The sequence below is a fragment of the Flavobacterium gelatinilyticum genome, assembly GCF_027111295.1.
GTDB classification, from domain to species: Bacteria; Bacteroidota; Bacteroidia; order Flavobacteriales; family Flavobacteriaceae; genus Flavobacterium; species Flavobacterium gelatinilyticum.
The window spans coordinates 4,538,375-4,557,712 of the sequence record NZ_CP114287.1; the positions used below are offsets into that span (position 1 = coordinate 4,538,375).

A 19,338-nucleotide genomic window follows, 5' to 3' on the forward strand; every position below is an offset into this window, starting at 1 on the left:
ATGCAGATAGAATTTTATAAATATCAAGGAACCGGGAACGATTTTGTAATGATTGATAATCGTTCGGATTTCTTTCCAAAAGAAGATGTAAAACTTATTGAACGCCTGTGTGACAGACGTTTCGGGATTGGTGCTGATGGACTTATTTTATTAGAAAATGATTCTGAAACCGATTTTAGAATGGTATATTATAACTCTGACGGCAACCAAAGTTCGATGTGTGGAAATGGCGGCCGATGCCTGGTTGCTTTTGCCAATCAGCTTGGTGTTATTGATGACAAAACGACATTTATCGCTACTGACGGACTGCATCATGCAACTGTGGGAGAAGATGCTATTGTTTCGCTTCAAATGATTGATGTTGACGAAGTGCAAAAAAAGGATTCGTATACTTTTTTAAATACAGGTTCGCCGCATCACGTTCAGATTGTCGAAGATCTGGAGCATTATAATGTAAAAGAAAATGGTGCCACAATTCGCTATGGAGAATTGTACGGTGAAAAAGGAAGTAATATTAATTTCGTAAAAAAAGTCGATGACGGTACTTTTTCTCTTCGTACCTATGAAAGAGGGGTTGAAGATGAAACCTTAGCCTGCGGAACTGGAGCAACAGCTGTCGCTATTGCCATGAATGCCACAGGACAGACAGATAAAACCTCAATTAATTTAAATGTAGAAGGAGGAAAACTGGTGGTTTCTTTTGATAAAAACGGTGAGCATTTTACCAATGTTTTTCTAACCGGACCTGCAAAATTTGTTTTTAAAGGAACAATAGAGATTTAATAAAATACAAATTTTTAAATCCCAACACTCGACACTCTAAAATCAAAAAGCAATTATGATTACACTCAAAGGAGAATCAATTTATCTTAGGGCACTTGAACCTGAAGATCTGGAATTTGTATATTCTATGGAAAATGATCAGAGTATTTGGGAAGTCAGCAATACCAACACACCTTACAGTCGTTATTTGATTAGACAGTATCTTGAAAATGCCCGACAGGATATTTATGAAGCCCGGCAATTGCGTCTGGCTATTTGTCAGGATGATGATTTTCCGGCGATTGGACTTATAGATTTATTTGAATTTGACCCCAAAAATAACAGAGCTGGGGTTGGTATCGTAATTGAGAAGAAGGAAAATCGAGGGCAGAATATTGGTTCAGAGGCATTAGAACTTTTGATTAAATATTCTTTTCACAATTTAAACCTGCATCAGCTTTATGCAAATATTAGTACAAATAATGAAGCAAGTATAGCTCTTTTTACTAAATTTGGTTTTGAGAAAATAGGAATTAAGAAAGACTGGATTTTGCTGGACAACCACTATTATGATGAAGCAATTTACCAGTTAATCAATAAAAACATTTAAAACTTTAGAAGCTTTGAAATTGAAAAAAATTATTACAATAACCGCTGTAGCCGTAATTTCTGTTTTACTGATTTACGGTTTTATTTTAATCAGCAAAATATTTAGTGCCAATACTAAATTTGAAGAAAAAGAAGTTTACGTTCACGTGCCTACAGATGCCTCTTACAGTGATGTAAAAAAGATATTAGCGCCTTACATTAAGAATTTTGACAATTTTGAATTGGTTGCGAGTAAAAGGAGCTATCCTGAAAATGTGAAATCAGGGCGCTTTCTTTTGAAAAAAGATATGAATAATATCGACTTGGTTCGTGCTATGAGATCTAATATTCCTGTGAAACTGGCTTTTAATAATCAGGAGCGTTTGGAAAATTTTGCAGGAAGAGTTGGTTCTGAAATTGAAGCCGACAGTTTATCTTTAATGAAAGCTTTTAGAGATTCTACTTTCTTAAAAACAAACGGATTTAATGAAGAAAATGTTTTTGCCATGTTTATACCTAATACTTATGAAGTATACTGGAATACATCTGCAGAAAAATTCCGTGACAAAATGATCAAGGAATATCATAAATTCTGGACTCCGGAAAGAATTGAGCAGGCAAAAAAACAAGGGCTGACTCCGGTTCAGGTTTCAATTTTAGCTTCTATTGTTCATAAAGAATCAGTTAAAAAGGACGAAAGACCTCGAATTGCGGGAGTTTATTTAAACCGTCTTCGTCTCGAAATGCCCCTTCAGGCAGACCCAACAGTAATTTATGCTTTAAAATTACGAGATAACGATTTTGATCAGGTTATAAAACGCGTGTTTTATAATGATTTGATTATGAAATCTCCTTACAATACATATGTAAATATCGGACTTCCTCCGGGACCAATTGCAATGGCTGATATTACAGCTCTTGAAGCAGTTTTAAATCCGGAAAAACACGATTATATTTATTTTTGTGCAAGCGTTGACCGTTTTGGTTATCATGAATTTGCAGCCAGTTATGAAGAGCATCAAAAAAATGCAAAAAGATATTCAGACTGGATTGCTAAACAAGGAGTAACCCGATAACAAAAAAATAAAGATTACTTTTCAAAAAGTTATTCAAAAAAGCTTTCAATCTTCTCTAAAATGAGCTTTCCTTTGAAAGCTTATTTTTTTATATAAAAATAAAAATCTTACAAAATTTACATTTTAAATTGTAATCTTTTTCTTTCTTTTTTAACGAATTCTGCTAAAATTGATATAAAATTGCATTTTTTTGGATTTAATTTTTCTGTTTTTGAGGACTTAATAATTATGTACGATTCTTCTGGAAATGACCGTCATTAAAGGGATTAGTAAAGATTAGGTATATTTTGAAAATCCGCTAAACCGTTGATAATTAGATTTTTTTGTTTTTAGTTACCTTTGCAGCGTAGAAATTTCAAAGAAGTGACAGTGATTTGAAGAAAAACAATTTATGATAAAGAAGTGGTATTTTTATGCGAGTTTGATCGTAATTATTACATTTTTAAGTTTGGGTTTTAAACCCTTTACTAAAGAAACCAAACCTTGGTTTTTGACGGAGAAAACAGATGGATCGGAATACATATTTCCATCTGAAGAAAAGGATGATTATCCTAAAATAAATCTTAACGTTCCATATACCGGAAAACGTCTTATCGGTTTCAAAGAAGCAGTTGCTTTTAAAGAATCTCAGGGAAAATACAGACTTGTAAATTCACTGGGCTATATGGGAAAATATCAGTTTGGTTCAAAAGCCTTACGCGCTATTGGTGTCAGCGATGACAAAGATTTCCTAAAAGATCCTGCACTCCAGGAAAAAGCTTTCGTAGCATTATTATCTAAAAACAAATGGATTTTACGCAAAGAAATCGAAAGATATGAAGGGAAAATCATTAATGGGGTTAAAATTACCGAATCGGGAATTTTGGCAGCAGCCCATTTAGGAGGCGCCGGATCAGTAAAAAACTTTTTTAGACATGGTGGCAACAGGCATTTTAGAGATGCATTTGGAACTTCATTAAAAAGTTATTTAAGAGATTTTTCAGGCTATGACCTTTCTTTTATTGAGGCAGATAACAATGCCACAATTAACGACTAAAAAAAGTCCCGATTCGGGACTTTTTTTTGAAATAAACTAATCTATTAATATTTCAAGGATTTGTATTGCAGCTTCGCTGATTTTGGTTCCGGGACCAAAAATGGCTGCAGCGCCGGCATCAAATAAAAACTGATAGTCCTGCGCCGGAATTACACCTCCTACAATTACCATAATATCTTCACGATCATGTTTTTTTAGTTCTTCGATAACCTGAGGAACAAGTGTTTTATGTCCTGCGGCCAAAGAGGAAACACCTAAAATATGCACATCATTTTCGACAGCCTGTTTAGCTGCTTCTGCCGGAGTTTGAAATAATGGACCTATATCCACGTCAAATCCAACATCGGCATAACCTGTAGCTACTACTTTTGCACCTCGATCGTGCCCATCCTGTCCCATTTTGGCAATCATAATTCTGGGACGTCTTCCTTCCTGTTTAGCAAACACATCTGCTAACTGCTTTGCTTTTTCAAAGTTCTCGTCGTTTTTTATTGCTGCACTGTACACACCGCTAAAAGATTTAATCTGTGCTTTAAACCTTCCGAAAATACTTTCGAGAGCAAAACTTATTTCGCCTAACGTTGCTCTGTTTCGGGCAGCTTCAACAGCGATTTCTAACAAGTTTCCTTCTCCGGTTTTAGCACAATGAATTAATTTTTCAAGGGACTCATTTACTTTTTGAGCATCTCGTTTTGCTTTTATTTCTTCCAATCGCTCAATTTGCTGTTTACGGACCATTTGGTTGTCAACATCTAAAATCTGCAGCGGATCTTCTTTTTCTAATCTGAATTTATTTACTCCAACAATAATATCCTGTCCGCTGTCTATGCGTGCCTGCTTTCGTGCAGCAGCCTCTTCAATTCGAAGTTTTGGTATTCCTGCTTCAATAGCTTTGGTCATACCGCCTAATTCTTCGACTTCATTTATAAGTTTCCAGGTATTTTCTAAAATTTCATTAGTCAAAGATTCAACGTAATAACTGCCTCCCCAGGGATCAACTGTTTTGGTAATTTTAGTTTCTTCCTGCAGATAAATTTGTGTATTGCGGGCGATTCTGGCAGAGAAATCTGTTGGAAGAGCAATCGCCTCGTCTAATGCATTTGTATGAAGTGATTGTGTTCCGCCAAAAGCTGCCGCTGCTGCTTCGATACAGGTTCTGGCAACATTATTAAACGGATCCTGTTCTGTTAAACTCCACCCGCTTGTCTGGCAATGTGTTCGTAATGCTAATGATTTATCGCTTTTCGGATTAAACTGCTGAATCAGTTTTGCCCAGATCATTCGGCCTGCACGCATTTTTGCAATTTCCATAAAATGGTTCATTCCAATAGCCCAAAAGAAAGAAAGGCGGGGAGCAAATTCATCAATCGTCATTCCTGTTGATAAACCTGTTCGAATATATTCTAAACCATCTGCAAGAGTATAAGCCAATTCAATATCAGCTGTTGCTCCGGCTTCCTGCATGTGATATCCGGATATGGATATAGAATTGAATTTTGGCATTTTTTTGCTGGTAAATTCAAAAATATCCGCAATAATTTTCATCGATGGAGCAGGAGGATAGATATACGTATTTCGAACCATGAATTCTTTCAAAATGTCATTTTGAATGGTTCCTGAAAGTTTATTAAGTTCAACGCCCTGTTCTTCGGCAGCTACAATATAAAAAGCCATAATAGGCAGGACTGCACCATTCATGGTCATTGAAACCGACATTTCGTTCAGCGGAATCTGGTCAAACAATACTTTCATATCTTCAACCGAATCGATTGCTACGCCTGCTTTTCCAACATCGCCAACTACACGTTCATGATCTGAATCGTAACCGCGGTGTGTTGGTAAATCAAAAGCTATAGAAAGTCCTTTTTGACCCGCAGCCAGATTTCTTCTGTAGAAAGCATTACTTTCTTCTGCAGTAGAAAATCCAGCGTACTGACGAATCGTCCACGGACGACGAACGTACATAGTAGCGTATGGTCCGCGTAGGTTTGGCGTAAAGCCTGCTCCAAAATCCAGAAATTCTAAATCTTCTATATCTTTTTCAGAATAGTTTTTTTTAATTTCGATTCCCTCAGCTGTAGTGAAGTTTTGGGTTAAGTGCGAAGCATTATGCGTTTGATCGCTTAACGTGGCATTTTTAACTTCTAACTTTATATGTTTAAGGTCTTTTCTTATCATAGACACTTTTCTTTTTTTGAATTAATTACATTACATTATTCCAGCTCCAGTCTTTCCTGTTCCAGCTTTTCAGCTAATCTTTTTTCGATTATAGGTGTAATTAATGTTTTTCTCGGCTTGATTTTTACAAAAGGAAACAGCTCTAAATCATGTTTCATTTTGTCTTCGTTGTTAGGATATTTATTTGTACCCAGTAAAATCTCTTTTTTTGAATCGAATAATTCCTGCTCTTTATTGGCACTTTCCTGAATTTTCTTTTTTATAGTTCCGTCATTCAGAAGTTTTAAAAATCCTCCGTTAGATTCAATATCCTTAAATAAAGTCAGACTTTTTTCTGCCAATTGCATGGTCAGGCTTTCGATATAATAACTTCCGTCTGCCGGATTATCAACTTTATCAAAATAACTTTCGTGTTTTAAAACTAATAATTGATTTCGGGCAATTCTGTCTCCAAATTCATTGTCCTTGTGATATAAAGAATCATAAGGTAAATTAGCTACGGCATCTGCACCGCCCAAAATAGCCGACATACATTCGGTTGTAGTTCGCAGCATATTTACATTATAATCATAAATCGTCTTGTTTCGTTTTGTTGGCGTTACCAAAAAATGACAATCCAGATCAGGATTATATTCGGCAGCGATCAGTTTAAAAAGCATTCGTAAAGCACGAAGTTTAGCAATTTCAAAAAAGTAATTTGTTCCAACTGCTATTTGAAAAACCATTGGTTTTGTAAAATTCTGAAAACGATTCAGATATTCGTTGGCATGCGCTAAACTATAGGCAATTTGTTGTGTAATATTGGCACCGGAATTTTGGTACAAACCAGAATCGATACTTAATAATGAAAGGTTTGTCGTCTCTTTTGAGATTTTTTCAATCGTTTCAAAATTATTTTTATCCGAAGTTAAAAACCAGTTTCCCTCTTTTGCTAAATGACCAATTGGATCTAAACAACAGAAAAAAACAGCTTTTTTTTCGATCGAGATTTGGTCTAATTTTTTAACGAAATCGATTGAGAGGAAGCTTAAATTGAAGTAAACGATTTTGTTCTCTAAAGGAAGATTTTTCAATAGAGAAGTAACATCAATATTTTCGTTTTGAATAGTAAAACGTAAGCTTTCGGCACCTCTTTGCAATGTGTTAATTGCTCTTTTAACCGATTTTTCGATATCGTGAACAAAAATATTCTGGCAGATTTTAAAATCAGATGTTTTTGTAGTAACCGAAGCAGATTTGGTAAATTCGTCTCTGTGATAAAAAGGTTTAACCTGAATATCTTCGGGAGAATTCCAGATTACGGTTTCGTTGTAATCAGCTCCATCCAATTCAAACTGTATTTTTTGTTTCCACTGTTTGGATGAAATCGGATTAAAATCGTCGAATAGGTTAGCCATTTAGTTTTTTTTTCTTGATTATTCTTTGTCCTGAATAGTATCTCCTTCAAAGTGAATGATGTAAATATCTTCGCTGTCTTTTTTCATAAAGTACTTTTCGCGGGCATATTTTTCTATTTGCTCAGGATTTTTAAGTTGTTTAATCTGTTCCTGATCTTTTTTTATTTCGTCCTGATAATATTTTTTATTATCCTGGAGCTCGTTAATCTGACCATCTAAAAAACGATGATCAAAATAGGAGTAATTGTCTAAAAATAACATCCAGACAACAAAAAACAGGAGCACCCAGACGTATTTGTTGCCCAGGTATTTAAACCATTTTTTGTCTTTATATGGATTTTTAAATTTAAATTTCATTTTAAACAATTACTTCTTTAATGATAAATTTGATCTTTTGGACCGCTTTGATGGTTTAAATTTACGATAAAAATTATGAAATCCTCTGATTAATTACAGCACGAACCACATCAATTGCTACTGTATTGTATTTGTCATTTGGAATGATAATGTCAGCAAAAGCTTTAGATGGTTCTATAAACTGCTCATGCATAGGTTTTAATGTTGTCTGGTAACGGTTTAAAACTTCATCGATATCACGACCTCTTTCTGAAATATCTCTTTTTAAACGACGAATTAATCTTTCGTCAGAATCAGCGTGAACAAAGATTTTAATATCAAACATATCACGTAATTCCGGATTGGTCAGAATTAAAATTCCCTCAACAATCATTACTTTTCTAGGATGCGTCGATACGGTATCATCTGTTCTGTTATGCTGAATAAAAGAATACACAGGCTGATCAATGGTTTCTCCTTCTTTTAAAGCTTTAAGATGTTTTACTAATAATTCGAAATCAATAGCGCGAGGATGGTCAAAGTTGATTAAAGCCCTTTCATCAAAAGACAAATTGGTAGTTTCTTTATAATAAGAATCCTGAGAAATAACCCCCACTTCTGTGTCTGGTAATTCATTCATAATCTGGTGTACTACCGTTGTTTTTCCACTTCCTGTTCCTCCTGCGATTCCTATAATGAGCATATATTTGTTGTTATAATTTGTTTCGCAAAAATAATAATTAAAGTGAATTGCTAAACATATAATGTGCTTTTAAACCATATAAGTAATGTAAGTTAATTTAAACAGAATATACTCAGTTATTTTTTTACTTCATTGAAATTCCAGCATTCATATTGGTAAAAAACTATAAACATCTTATTTGTTTTCAAACCTTATGATGCGATTAAAATAATAAAAAAATCCCGACAGCTTGCTGTCGGGATTTCGTGCAATCAGTATAGTTTAAAAAAAATATTCTGAATTTAGTAAGCACTTGTAATTATTTATTCTTTTTTGCTTTAATCATCATTTCGAGCTGATCCCACAGTTCTTCAGGGATTGCTTCTAATAAATTGAATTGTCCGGCACCTTTCAGCCATTCACCTCCATCAATTGTAATAACATCGCCGTTTACATAAGCTGAAAAATCAGAAACTAAATACGCTGCGAGATTGGCCAATTCCTGATGGTCTCCAACACGTTTCAACGGCACTTTTTTTGCCATATCGAATTTTTCCGAAAGATCGCCCGGCAATAATCTGTCCCATGCACCTTTAGTTGGGAATGGCCCCGGAGCAATGGCGTTAGAACGGATTCCGTATTTGGCCCATTCTACAGCAAGACTTCTGGTCATGGCTAAAACTCCCGCTTTGGCTGTTGCGCTTGGTACAACATACGCAGAACCTGTCCAGGCATAAGTCGTAACAATATTTAGAATCGCTGCTGATGTTTGTTTACTGTCGATCCAGTGTTTTCCAAAAGCAAGCGTACAGTTTTTAGTACCTTTAAGAACGATGTCGATAATAGTATCAAAAGCATTTGCAGATAAACGTTCCGTTGGCGAGATAAAGTTTCCGGCAGCATTGTTCAAAAGAACATCTACTTTTCCAAAAGCTTTTAAGGTTTCCTGAAGCATATTCTCTACTTCCTCGTAATGACGGACGTCACATTGAAGTGGCAGACATTTACCTCCGGTTTCTTTTTCAAGTTCAGAGGCCGTATTTTTCAGTTTATCTAAATCTCTGGAAGTAATCGCAACCTGAGCACCTAATTCTAAAAAATACTTTGTCATTGCTTTTCCTAAACCACTTCCGCCTCCGGTAACTACAATGACTTTACCTTTTAAAGCATCGTCTCGCAACATTTTATCTGTATAGCTCATACTTTTTTTTCTTTTTACAATATTAATTAAATAAAATAGGATGCATGCATAATATTGTTATAAAATTTCAACAAATTTTATATATCACATAATTTTTTTGCGGCAGACTCTAATGTAACGTTGTCTTTGGCAAAACAAAAGCGTATTAATTTTTGATCTTTATGATCAGAGTAAAAAGTCGAAATAGGGATAGCTGCAACACCATGATCGATAATAAGGTTTTTGCAGAAAGTTACATCATCCTGATCTGATATATTAGCATAAGAGGCCACCTGAAAATAGGTTCCTTCGCAAGGTTTTAATTCGAATTGACTGTTTTTAAGCAGTTTTTTAAAATAATCTCTTTTTTCCTGATAGAATTTTCCAAGCTGATTAACATCAACAACATCTAAATATTCGTTGATTGCAAACTGAGAAATACTGTTTACACTGAAGACCAAAAACTGATGTACTTTTTTGATTTCTTTCATTAAATGTTCTGGTGCAATTGTGTATCCAATTTTCCATCCCGTTATGTGAAATGATTTTCCGAAAGAAGAAACCATCACACAACGATCCAAAAGAAAATCTTTGGAATGTGCCGAAATATGCTTTTCTTCAAAAGTGATGTATTCGTAAACTTCATCAGACAAAATAATGATGTCAGGATATTTTTCAAGAAGATTTTTTAACTGAACAAAATCATTTTCGGTTAAAATTTTCCCAGTCGGGTTATGTGGATTATTGATAATCATCATTCTGGTTTTACCAGAACATGCTTTTTCAATTCTTTCCCAATTTGGCGTATAATCGTTATTCAATGCCACACGAACCGGTTTTGCTTTACAAAGTAAAACAGGAGATTCGTAAGAATCGTAACTCGGATCGAGAATAATTACTTCGTCATTTTCTTTTACCAAAGCCAAAATAGAAGTGAAAATTCCCTGCGTTGCTCCGGCTGTAACCAAAAGTTCTGTGTCTGGATTAATCGTTCTGTTGTAAGAATCCTGAGTTAACTTCGTAATTTTATTCATCAACAGCGGATAACCTGCCATTGGTGTATATTGATGAACGTTTTCTTTAGCTAATCTCGCTGCAATATCAGTCAATCTTTCATCAACAGGAAAATTTGGAAATCCCTGAGAAAGATTTATCGCATTGTATTCGGCTGCCATTTTTGACATTACTGTAAAAATGCTTGTCGTTACGTTTGGGAGTTTACTCATGATAAAGTTTGATTAGGAGAAAACTTATGTGAGAAATCGTTAGTTTACTATTATAGGCATAGAATAAAGAACTCGAACTATTTTGTCATTTTGTTTTCCAGGAATCCATTTTGGAGATTTTTTTAAAACTCTAATTGCTTCAGCACCTGTCCCATATCCAAAATCTCTTAAAATTTTTATATCACTTAAAGATCCATCTTTTTCAATAATAAAAGTAACATATACCCTTCCTTTAAGATCTTTTTGTGGATTTTTATAGTTTTCTTTTAAAAAGAGTTCTAATGCTTGTTGGCCACCTGGAAATTCAGGCTTTACTTCTAAGCCAGCGGTATTATATACTTGATTTTCTTCTTCAATAACTAGTGAAACTGTATTGTTATTAGTACGTTCATAAAATTCTCGGGCTTGATCTGGTTCGATACCGTTTACAGTTATAGGAAATGAATAATTCCATCTCACATATTTGTTGTCTCTTTTTGCAGGAATCCATCTGGGAGATAATTTTAAAACCCTAATCGCTTCTTCTCCTGTTCCATATCCAATGTCTCTTAAAACTTTTATATTACTTAAAGTTCCATCTATTTCAACTATAAAGGAGACATAAACTTTTCCTTTTAAGTTTTTTACAATTGGCATTCTATAATTGTTTTTTATAAAGTCATTATATAGAGCCTCTGAGCCACCACGGAATTCGGGTTTGGAATCGACACGAGTTGTTTCTTCGTTACCATTAACTACATAATCAGGATCTGATTTGATCGCAGGTTCTTTGTGTTGGGAAAATATAGTTTGTACAAAGCAAATCAAAATCAGAATTAAAAACTTTTTCATTATGATGGTTTTAAAGTTAGCTTACATTTTATGAATGATAAAAATCGCAGGACGTTTATCAAGGTCAACTTTTAATTTTTTCCAATCAGAAACTTTCATCGTTTTGATGAATTCTGTTGGAAGCGTAATATCTGCCGCAATACATAAATGTGTTGCAGGACTTAAAATCTGTAAAAGATCTTCAATCAGTTTATTGTTTCTGTATGGAGTTTCAATGAATAACTGAGATTGGTTTTTATCGTAAGATAATTTTTCAAAATGGCGAATTGCTGATTTTTTTTCATCTTTATCAATTGGCAAATATCCGTTGAAAGTAAAACTCTGGCCGTTCATTCCTGAAGCCATCATCGCCAATAGGATAGAAGAAGGGCCGACTAAAGGTACAACCTGAATTCCTTTTTCGTGTGCCAGTTTTACAATTGCAGCACCGGGATCTGCAACGCCCGGACATCCGGCTTCACTCATCAATCCCATATTTTTTCCTTCTAATAAAGGTTTGATGAAGTCTAAATGTTCGCTGGTTTCAGTTCTTTTGTTTAAGGTAAAAAGAACCAATTCTGATTGTTTTTTTTCCGGATAAACTGCTTTTATGGATTTTCGGGCTGTTTTATCGTTTTCAACAATATAATGGTCAATGACTTCTATAGTTCTTCTAACTGTTTGTGGTAAAACATCCATTGGATCGCTTTCGCCCATTGTAGTTGGAATAAGATATAATTTTCCTAGAAGTTTCATGTGTTTTTCTTTAAAATTAAAAAATTCAACTATCTCTGTTTTAGAAACAATTGAATTGAATTAGGAGTGTTTTCTTAGAAGCTGATCTGCGATTAAATCAGTTACTTCGTCCAGCATTTGATAAACATTATCAAAACCGTTTGCAGAACCGTAATAAGGATCAGGAACGTCGACATTTTCATCTGGAAATAATTCGTTTAGAATTAAACGGACTTTATTTTTATGTTCAGGAGTCTTGGCTAAGTGAACTACATCGCGAAAATTTGAATTATCCATTACGTAGATATAATCAAATTTATCAAAATCAGAAGAGGTAATTTGTCTGCCTTTTTGTTCGCTGATATTGATTCCGTTTTTTCGGGCCACTTCGATAGAACGTTTATCAGGGCAATGCCCAACATGCCAGGAACCTGTGCCGGCAGAATCTACAATAAATTTATCCTGAGGTAATTTTGAGGCTAAAATTCCTTCTGCTAAAGGAGACCTGCAGATATTCCCCAGACAAACCATTAAGACTTTTACAGGCATGGCGCGTATTAAAGCGTTAGTTTTTTATTGATGTCTTCGACAAATTTTTTAAATTGTTTGTCTGTAGAAACTAAATTGTCAACCGTTTTACAGGCATGTAATACAGTAGCGTGATCACGGTCTCCAATTTGTGAACCAATATTTGCCAAAGAAGCTTTTGTAAATTTCTTGGCAAAGAACATCGCTAATTGTCTGGCCTGAACAACATGTCTCTTTCTCGTTTTAGATTGAAGTGTTTCAATGTCTAACTGGAAATAATCTGAGACAATTTTTTGGATATATTCGATAGAGATTTCTCTCTTAACGTTTTTAACGAATTTCTCAACTACACTTTTTGCCAGTTCGATCGTAACTTCTTTTTTATTGAAAGAAGACTGAGCGATTAACGAAATAATAGCACCTTCAAGTTCTCTTACATTCGATTTAATGTTACGTGCAACATATTCCAGAATATCTTCAGGCATAGAAACACCGTCACGGTATAAAATGTTTTTTAAGATTGAAATACGGGTTTCGTAATCAGGCTGATGCAGTTCTGCAGATAATCCCCATTTAAAACGGGACAACAAACGCTGTTCAATATCCTGCATATCAACAGGAGCTTTATCTGATGTTAAAATTACCTGTTTTCCGTTTTGGTGCAGGTAATTGAAAATGTGGAAAAAGACATCCTGAGTTCCTGATTTTCCAGATAAAAACTGAACATCGTCAATAATTAAAACATCGATTAACTGGTAAAAGTGAATAAAATCGTTACGATTGTTCTTTTTTACAGAGTCAATATATTGTTGTGTGAAAATTTCGGCAGAAATATATAAAACCGTTTTTTCAGGATATTTATCTTTTACTTCAACTCCTATAGCGTGTGCTAAGTGAGTTTTTCCTAAACCAACTCCTCCAAAAATCAATAATGGATTAAAAGAAGTTCCTCCCGGTTTGTTGGCAACAGCCATACCTGCAGAGCGGGCTAAACGGTTTGAGTCTCCTTCAAGGAAATTATCAAAACTGTAATTAGGATTTAACTGAGATTCAATTTTTAAATTTCGGATTCCCGGAATAACAAACGGATTTTTAAGCTCTGGGTTTAAGTTTTTAAACGGAGCATCAACCTCCTGCGGTTTCATTGGCACTCTGTTGGAACTTGGCAGCTGCTCGGTAAAAGGCTGTTTGTTTCCATAAGTGTTCTCCATTTTAATTTTATAGAGTAACTTTGCGTTTTTTCCCAGTTCTTTGGTAAGCGCAACTTTTAGTAATTTTACGTAATGCTCTTCGAGCCACTCGTAGAAAAATTTACTTGGTACCTGAATATATAATGCGTTATCGGTTAGCTCAACTGATTTGATTGGCTCAAACCAAGTTTTGTAGGCTTGATCTTGAATGTTGTCCTTTATGAAAGACAAACAGTTTTCCCATACCGATTGAGCAGTTTTAGTCATAGATTCAGATAAATTTTTATATTATTTATATAAGATTCTCCTGTAAAAAAGGAGCTGTTTTATTCCTTATTTCGGGATAACAAATATGTGAACAAATTTCTGTAAAAAAAAATATTTTGATGTGTATTTTTATAAAAAAATATTGTATCAGGACTTGAATAATTTAATTTTTTTTAATATATTAAGAATGAAAAATCATCAGACACAAGTGCGTGTCCGCTACTCAGAAACGGATCAAATGGGGGTCGTTTATCACGGAAATTATGTGCCTTATTTTGAGATTGGACGCGTGGAATGGCTTAGAAATAAAGGGATTTCGTATAAAAGCATGGAAGAAAGCGGTATTGGACTTCCAATTGTTTCCATGCAGATCAATTATAAAAAATCGGCTCGTTATGATGAGCTTTTAACTATTCATACCACCTTCAAAAGTCAGTCATCTGTTAAGATTGAATTTGACTGCGAAATTTATAACGAGGCAAATGAGTTATTAACAACTGCTGTGTTTATTTTGGTATTTATTTCGTTAAAATCAGGCCGCCCTACAGCTCCTCCAAATTATATTTTGGAATTGTTTAAAAGCTTAGAATAATTGTTAAAACGAATACATTTTTAATGTTAATTTAGATAATTTTAATATCGATTTCAAACATTAAATCAAAAATGTCGAATATAGATTCGGCATTTTTTTTGCGCGTTTTTGTCATTATTTTACCAATCGGCTGTCCGGAAACTTCGTCCATTTCCATTTCCTGAGATGTAATTTCGAGTTTCTTTTCTTTAATCACCCGCATGACTTTATTCATGTTTTTATAATCAAAAGAAATTAAAAACTCAACATCGATCGTTTTTTCTACAATTTCACAAACTTCCAGTGTCATCTGCGCCGTTGTCCGGTATGCACTTATTAAACCGCCTACGCCTAATTTAATGCCTCCAAATATACGAACTACAACTACAAGAACGTTAGTGAGGCCAAAAGATTGTATCTGGCCGTAAATTGGCGCCCCCGCTGTATTGCTTGGTTCGCCGTCGTCGTTGGCGCGATATATAATTTTTGGTGCCGTGCCCAGTTGGTAAGCGTAGCAGTAATGAACTGCGTGCGGATGCATTTTTTTTAAATTTTCAATAATTGGTTTTACCTCTTCATCGCTGTCAATAGGATACGCATAGCCAAAGAACTTGCTTCCTTTTTCTTTAAAAAGCACTTCTTCAGATTCAAATGCGATGGTTTGGTAGGTATCGTTGTATTCCAATTTATTAAAAATGTTTTTTTAGCCTCGGATTAACTGATAATCATTTAATCCGTGGATGACTATATAATGATTAAAGTATGTTTTTTTCAAATAAATCAATCACATCTTCCTGTCCCACCTGCAGATTCCAAACCTGAAATCCTAAAGCAGCGGCCGCATCTGTGTTTTCCTTTTTATCATCCACAAATAACGTTTGTGACGGGATTAAATTATGTTCGTCAATTAAATGCTGAAAAGATTCGGCATTGGGTTTGCGCTTTCTAATTTCATACGAAAAATGTACTTTTTCAAAACACTGGTAGAAATCAGTATAAAATGGAACGCCATTTCTGTTTTGGAAAGTTTCGATATGAATAGAATCTGTATTGCTTAATAAAAACAAACGGTATTTTTTTGAAAGTTCTTTTAAGAAATCCAGTCTATACGAAGGGAAATCGGCTAAAACAGCATTCCAGGCCTCCAGTATTTCTTCTAAAGAAGCATTTGGAAGTTCTTTTTGAAACCCGCCTACAAAATCATCATAAGAAACATCTCCGGTTTCAAACAACAGATTTAAACGGTCCATTTCAGAATTCCATTCAGTCATGCCTAATTTTTTCAGACCTGAAATTGTACCTTGTTTATTTAAATTGATAAAAATATCGCCAAAGTCAAAAATTATAGTATCAATCATGGTTTCGTATATATAATAATTCGTCTGTCTGAATAAACGTTTTGCTAATGCTGCTTTTTTGAATAACCGGTGCTTTTACGCCTTTTTCAAAAACATTCTGCCCTGTAAAAATCCTCGCCTCATCCCAAAGATCTTGATCTATAAAAGACTGCAGTGTTTTTCTGCCTCCTTCAATAATTATAGATTGTATTTGATGTTTGTATAAAACGTCTAAAATCTTCGGAATTGTATTTTTATCAAAATCAATCTTTTCAAAAAAAGTGTTTTCTGTCGAAAGATTTTCATCTGAATTAGAAAATACAATTGTTTTTGTACTTTCATCAAAAATAAAGCTGTCTTTAGAGATTCGGTTATTTTGATCTAAAATCACTCTTACCGGATTATTTCCGTACCAATCTCTTGTGTTTAGTTTCGGATTGTCATCTATAACAGTTTGTGTTCCCGCTAAAACAGCCTGCTCTTCGCTTCGCCATTTATGAACCAGCTGCCGGGAATACTGGTTGGTAATCCAGACAGGTTTGCGTTCATGGTCTGTGGTTTTCTCGGGCGCCAGAAAACCATCCTGACTTTCGGCCCATTTTAATATAATATAAGGTCTCTTTTTTTGATGAAAAGTAAAAAAGCGTTTGTTGAGTTCGTTACATTCATCCTCTAAAATGCCTACAGTAACGTTTGCTCCGGCTTCTATTAGTTTAAGAATCCCTTTTCCTGCCACTTTTTCGTTAGGATCAACAGTTCCTACTACTACATTCGGGATCTCATTTGCAATAATTAAATCACAGCAGGGAGGCGTTTTTCCAAAATGACTGCAAGGTTCGAGGCTGACATATATAGTTGCTTTTTTTAAAAGCGATTTGTCTTTTACAGATTTCACGGCATTAACCTCGGCGTGCGGCTCCCCGGATTTTTTATGCCATCCTTCGCCTATAATTTTATCTTCGTAAACAATTACACTCCCCACCATCGGATTTGGATAGGTGGTTCCAAAGCCGTTTTTAGCAAGCTCAATGCAGCGTTTAATATATTTTTCATGTTTATTCACGGTGCAAAAGTAACTATTTTTCAATTTTTTGTCTAATGTTATGTGTTAAGTTGTGAAACAATACAAATAGTTGTAAAAGTATCGAAAAAGTATTTTTATTTTTGTGTTAATATAGGTCAGAAAAAGAATGAAAAACTGGATTATCAGGAAGATTAAAAAAGAAGATAATAGAGCAATAGCGCAATTAATACGATCCGTTTTTGATGAAATGGGAATCCCAAAAGTGGGAACAGCTTACGAAGACCCGTATTTAGATTTAATGTTTGAAGAATATAATAAACCGAAATCTGTTTATTATGTAGTGGAATGCGAAAATGAAATTTTAGGGTGTGCCGGAATTGCACCGCTCAAAAATGGAGATCCCAAAATTTGTGAACTGCAGAAAATGTATTTTCTGCCAAATGTCCGCGGTTTGGGAATTGGCGCAAAGATGATGCAAACTTGCCTTGAAGAAGCAAAAAGTTTTGGTTTTGAAAGCTGTTATATCGAAACGATGCCGTTTATGCACGCTGCACAAAAATTATATAGAAAATCGGGTTTTGAATATTTAGACGGACCAATGGGGAATACCGGGCATAGTTCTTGCCCTGTATGGATGTTGAAAAAATTATAAGCCAATGAAAAAAGGTATTTTAGGAATTGTTTTAGTTTTGGTTTTCTTTTCTTGTAAAGATGCTCATAAGAAACAAATAGTGAAGACTGCTGAAAAAAAGATAGAACAAACTGTTCCGGCTGTTGATGGTGATAGTACAAATGAAGTTACGGAAGAGGAAGAATTCAAAAAAGATTTTGATATCCTTCTGCCAAGAAGTTACCGAACCTATGAAAATGTAAATGATGCGGCTTCATTAAATGAAAAATGGGCAGAATTATATGAAGAAAACGGCGAGTACTATATAGGAAAAGCAAAATTTAAAATCGAAAAAGGTTTTGATGATTGTACCGGAGACTCTACAAAAACAATTTTACCGGAAAATAAAACTTTAATTTTTATAAATAATCCGGAACTGAAAAACAGAAAAGTACAATCTTTAAAAATTAATAAAAAAAGAATCTGGCCTGGAGAAAAATCGACTTTGAAATTTGATAATACCAGTTATGTTCTGCGTGCCGAAGGCAAAGTCAATTCACAGTACAAAGTGCATACAGATGATGATAAAGAAGAGATTTTTAAAGAAGTCGAACATTATAAATTGTATTTAACAGCAGGAAATACCCCGGAGAAATTAATTCTTACTGAGCACTCTTTTAATGATACTTTTACAGAACTTCTTTTTTCCGGAGATTTAGACGGTGATGGTAAACTGGATTTTATTTTTGGTTCTAATCGTAATTATGAAGAAGAGCGTGTTCTCTTGTTTCTTTCGTCACCTGCAGCTAACGGAGAAGCTGTCAAAAAAGTCTCTGAAATAGCCGTGCAGTTTGACTGCTAAAAAACTACTATACTATCTAACAGATATAAAATAAAATGAAGATAAAACAATATCGTACACAGTTTATTAAAGAGTTGTCGCCTTTTTACGATGCGTACGAAGCGGAAAGTTTTTTCTATTTAATTTTAGAAGACAAACACAAGCTGCGTCAGATTGATCTGGCTTTAAATCATGAATTATTCTTCTCTGATGTCGATTTGGATATCTGGGAAAATCTTTTGATACAGTTAAAAAAAGAGGTTCCTATTCAGTATTTGCTCGGTAAAACCAGTTTTTACGGATTAGATTTTGAAGTAAATGAGAATGTACTGATTCCAAGACCCGAAACAGAAGAACTGGTTGAATGGATTATTAATGAAAATATCGGCAGATCGAAAAAGATCAAAATTCTCGATATAGGAACCGGAAGCGGCTGTATTGCTGTTTCGCTGGCGAAGAACCTGCCAAAAGCAGAGGTATATGCAATTGATGTTTCTAAAAAAGCAATAGAAACAGCCAAAAGAAATGCAGTAAACAATAATGTAGAGGTAACGTTTATGTACCAGGATATTTTAGTTACCGATGAACTAAAATGCAAATTCGATGTTATTGTTTCGAATCCGCCTTATGTGCGCAATCTTGAAAAAGAAGAAATAAAAAAGAATGTTCTGGATTACGAACCGCATCTTGCTCTTTTTGTAGACGATAATGACGCTCTGGTTTTTTACAGAAAAATTGCTTCTCTGGCTCAAAATAATCTGCTGCCAAACGGGCAGTTGTATTTTGAAATCAACCAGTATTTAGGAAAAGAAATGATCGATCTTCTGGGGAAAATGGATTTTATAAATATCGATCTCAGAAAAGATATTTACGATAACGACCGAATGATAAAAGTGAATATTTAATTTTAATTTTCTGTCGTAGTCACAGTTTGCAGTTCAAAACGGAGACTGCGGCTGAAAAC

The 19,338-nt window shown here is 34.5% G+C and carries 21 protein-coding genes; 8 read left to right on the plus strand and 13 right to left on the minus strand.

What is annotated here, in order from left to right:
- The 4 genes from dapF to OZP11_RS19600 all read left to right on the plus strand — a co-directional run bounded on the left by dapF (position 1) and on the right by OZP11_RS19600 (position 3,462).
- A complete protein-coding gene (gene dapF / locus OZP11_RS19585; RefSeq protein ID WP_281232182.1) occupies positions 1–783 on the plus strand; it encodes a diaminopimelate epimerase in 783 nt (260 codons plus the stop codon).
- A 55-nt stretch (positions 784–838) separates the two neighbouring features.
- Positions 839–1,372 (plus strand): GNAT family N-acetyltransferase, encoded by a 534-nt coding sequence (locus OZP11_RS19590; RefSeq protein WP_281232183.1) that lies wholly within the window; start codon positions 839–841, stop codon positions 1,370–1,372.
- Between the two features lie 13 nt (positions 1,373–1,385).
- Positions 1,386–2,426, plus strand: coding sequence for an endolytic transglycosylase MltG (mltG, locus tag OZP11_RS19595; RefSeq protein ID WP_281232184.1), 1,041 nt, complete (start codon positions 1,386–1,388; stop codon positions 2,424–2,426).
- Positions 2,427–2,817: 391 nt separating this feature from the next.
- Entirely contained in the window at positions 2,818–3,462 is a 645-nt protein-coding gene (locus OZP11_RS19600) for a peptidoglycan-binding protein LysM (protein WP_281232185.1), read from the plus strand.
- Positions 3,463–3,498: 36 nt separating this feature from the next.
- On the opposite strand, the gene scpA is transcribed toward OZP11_RS19600, so the two are convergent.
- The 10 genes from scpA to dnaA form a co-directional block, all read right to left on the minus strand.
- Positions 3,499–5,640 (minus strand): methylmalonyl-CoA mutase, encoded by a 2,142-nt coding sequence (gene scpA / locus OZP11_RS19605; RefSeq protein WP_281232186.1) that lies wholly within the window; start codon positions 5,638–5,640, stop codon positions 3,499–3,501.
- A gap of 35 nt (positions 5,641–5,675) precedes the next feature.
- Positions 5,676–7,037, minus strand: coding sequence for a methylmalonyl-CoA mutase subunit beta (locus tag OZP11_RS19610; protein ID WP_281232187.1), 1,362 nt, complete (start codon positions 7,035–7,037; stop codon positions 5,676–5,678).
- Positions 7,038–7,055: 18 nt separating this feature from the next.
- Positions 7,056–7,394 carry an FtsB family cell division protein gene (locus tag OZP11_RS19615; protein ID WP_281232188.1) on the minus strand — a complete coding sequence of 113 codons (339 nt, stop codon included), beginning with the start codon at positions 7,392–7,394 and terminating at the stop codon, positions 7,056–7,058.
- A 73-nt stretch (positions 7,395–7,467) separates the two neighbouring features.
- Positions 7,468–8,076 (minus strand): uridine kinase, encoded by a 609-nt coding sequence (udk, locus tag OZP11_RS19620; RefSeq protein WP_281232189.1) that lies wholly within the window; start codon positions 8,074–8,076, stop codon positions 7,468–7,470.
- A 298-nt stretch (positions 8,077–8,374) separates the two neighbouring features.
- Positions 8,375–9,256, minus strand: a complete 882-nt coding sequence (locus OZP11_RS19625; RefSeq protein WP_281232190.1) for an SDR family oxidoreductase — start codon at positions 9,254–9,256, stop codon at positions 8,375–8,377.
- Between the two features lie 77 nt (positions 9,257–9,333).
- Entirely contained in the window at positions 9,334–10,461 is a 1,128-nt protein-coding gene (locus OZP11_RS19630) for a methionine aminotransferase (protein ID WP_281232191.1), read from the minus strand.
- Between the two features lie 39 nt (positions 10,462–10,500).
- Positions 10,501–11,292: an energy transducer TonB gene (locus OZP11_RS19635; RefSeq protein ID WP_281232192.1), complete on the minus strand. Its 792-nt coding sequence runs from the start codon at positions 11,290–11,292 to the stop codon at positions 10,501–10,503.
- Positions 11,293–11,313: 21 nt separating this feature from the next.
- Entirely contained in the window at positions 11,314–12,027 is a 714-nt protein-coding gene (locus tag OZP11_RS19640) for an SAM-dependent methyltransferase (protein WP_281232193.1), read from the minus strand.
- A gap of 60 nt (positions 12,028–12,087) precedes the next feature.
- Entirely contained in the window at positions 12,088–12,555 is a 468-nt protein-coding gene (locus tag OZP11_RS19645) for a low molecular weight protein-tyrosine-phosphatase (protein ID WP_281232194.1), read from the minus strand.
- An 8-nt stretch (positions 12,556–12,563) separates the two neighbouring features.
- Positions 12,564–13,991: a chromosomal replication initiator protein DnaA gene (dnaA, locus tag OZP11_RS19650; RefSeq protein WP_281232195.1), complete on the minus strand. Its 1,428-nt coding sequence runs from the start codon at positions 13,989–13,991 to the stop codon at positions 12,564–12,566.
- 187 nt (positions 13,992–14,178) lie between these two features.
- On the opposite strand from dnaA, the gene OZP11_RS19655 reads away from it, so the two are divergent.
- The gene (locus OZP11_RS19655; protein ID WP_281232196.1) at positions 14,179–14,583 is read left to right on the plus strand and encodes an acyl-CoA thioesterase; all 405 of its coding nucleotides are present in this window, start codon (positions 14,179–14,181) and stop codon (positions 14,581–14,583) included.
- Between the two features lie 31 nt (positions 14,584–14,614).
- Here OZP11_RS19655 and OZP11_RS19660 read toward each other — a convergent pair whose 3' ends face one another.
- The 3 genes from OZP11_RS19660 to ribD all read right to left on the minus strand — a co-directional run bounded on the left by OZP11_RS19660 (position 14,615) and on the right by ribD (position 16,962).
- Positions 14,615–15,247, minus strand: a complete 633-nt coding sequence (locus tag OZP11_RS19660) for an IMPACT family protein (protein WP_281232197.1) — start codon at positions 15,245–15,247, stop codon at positions 14,615–14,617.
- A gap of 70 nt (positions 15,248–15,317) precedes the next feature.
- On the minus strand, positions 15,318–15,920 hold the full coding sequence (locus OZP11_RS19665) for an HAD family hydrolase (RefSeq protein WP_281232198.1): 603 nt from the start codon (positions 15,918–15,920) through the stop codon (positions 15,318–15,320).
- Positions 15,913–16,962, minus strand: a complete 1,050-nt coding sequence (gene ribD, locus OZP11_RS19670; RefSeq protein ID WP_281235549.1) for a bifunctional diaminohydroxyphosphoribosylaminopyrimidine deaminase/5-amino-6-(5-phosphoribosylamino)uracil reductase RibD — start codon at positions 16,960–16,962, stop codon at positions 15,913–15,915. Before ribD ends, OZP11_RS19665 begins: the two co-directional genes overlap by 8 nt.
- A 127-nt stretch (positions 16,963–17,089) precedes the next feature.
- Between ribD and OZP11_RS19675 the strand changes: the two genes are divergently transcribed.
- Genes OZP11_RS19675 through prmC form a run of 3 tightly spaced genes read left to right on the plus strand, consistent with a single transcriptional unit; the run spans position 17,090 to position 19,279 of the window.
- Positions 17,090–17,575 (plus strand): GNAT family N-acetyltransferase, encoded by a 486-nt coding sequence (locus OZP11_RS19675; RefSeq protein ID WP_281232199.1) that lies wholly within the window; start codon positions 17,090–17,092, stop codon positions 17,573–17,575.
- Between the two features lie 4 nt (positions 17,576–17,579).
- Positions 17,580–18,395 carry a hypothetical protein gene (locus OZP11_RS19680; RefSeq protein WP_281232200.1) on the plus strand — a complete coding sequence of 272 codons (816 nt, stop codon included), beginning with the start codon at positions 17,580–17,582 and terminating at the stop codon, positions 18,393–18,395.
- A gap of 35 nt (positions 18,396–18,430) precedes the next feature.
- A complete protein-coding gene (gene prmC / locus OZP11_RS19685) occupies positions 18,431–19,279 on the plus strand; it encodes a peptide chain release factor N(5)-glutamine methyltransferase (protein ID WP_281232201.1) in 849 nt (282 codons plus the stop codon).
- The last annotated feature ends 59 nt before the right edge of the window (positions 19,280–19,338 follow it).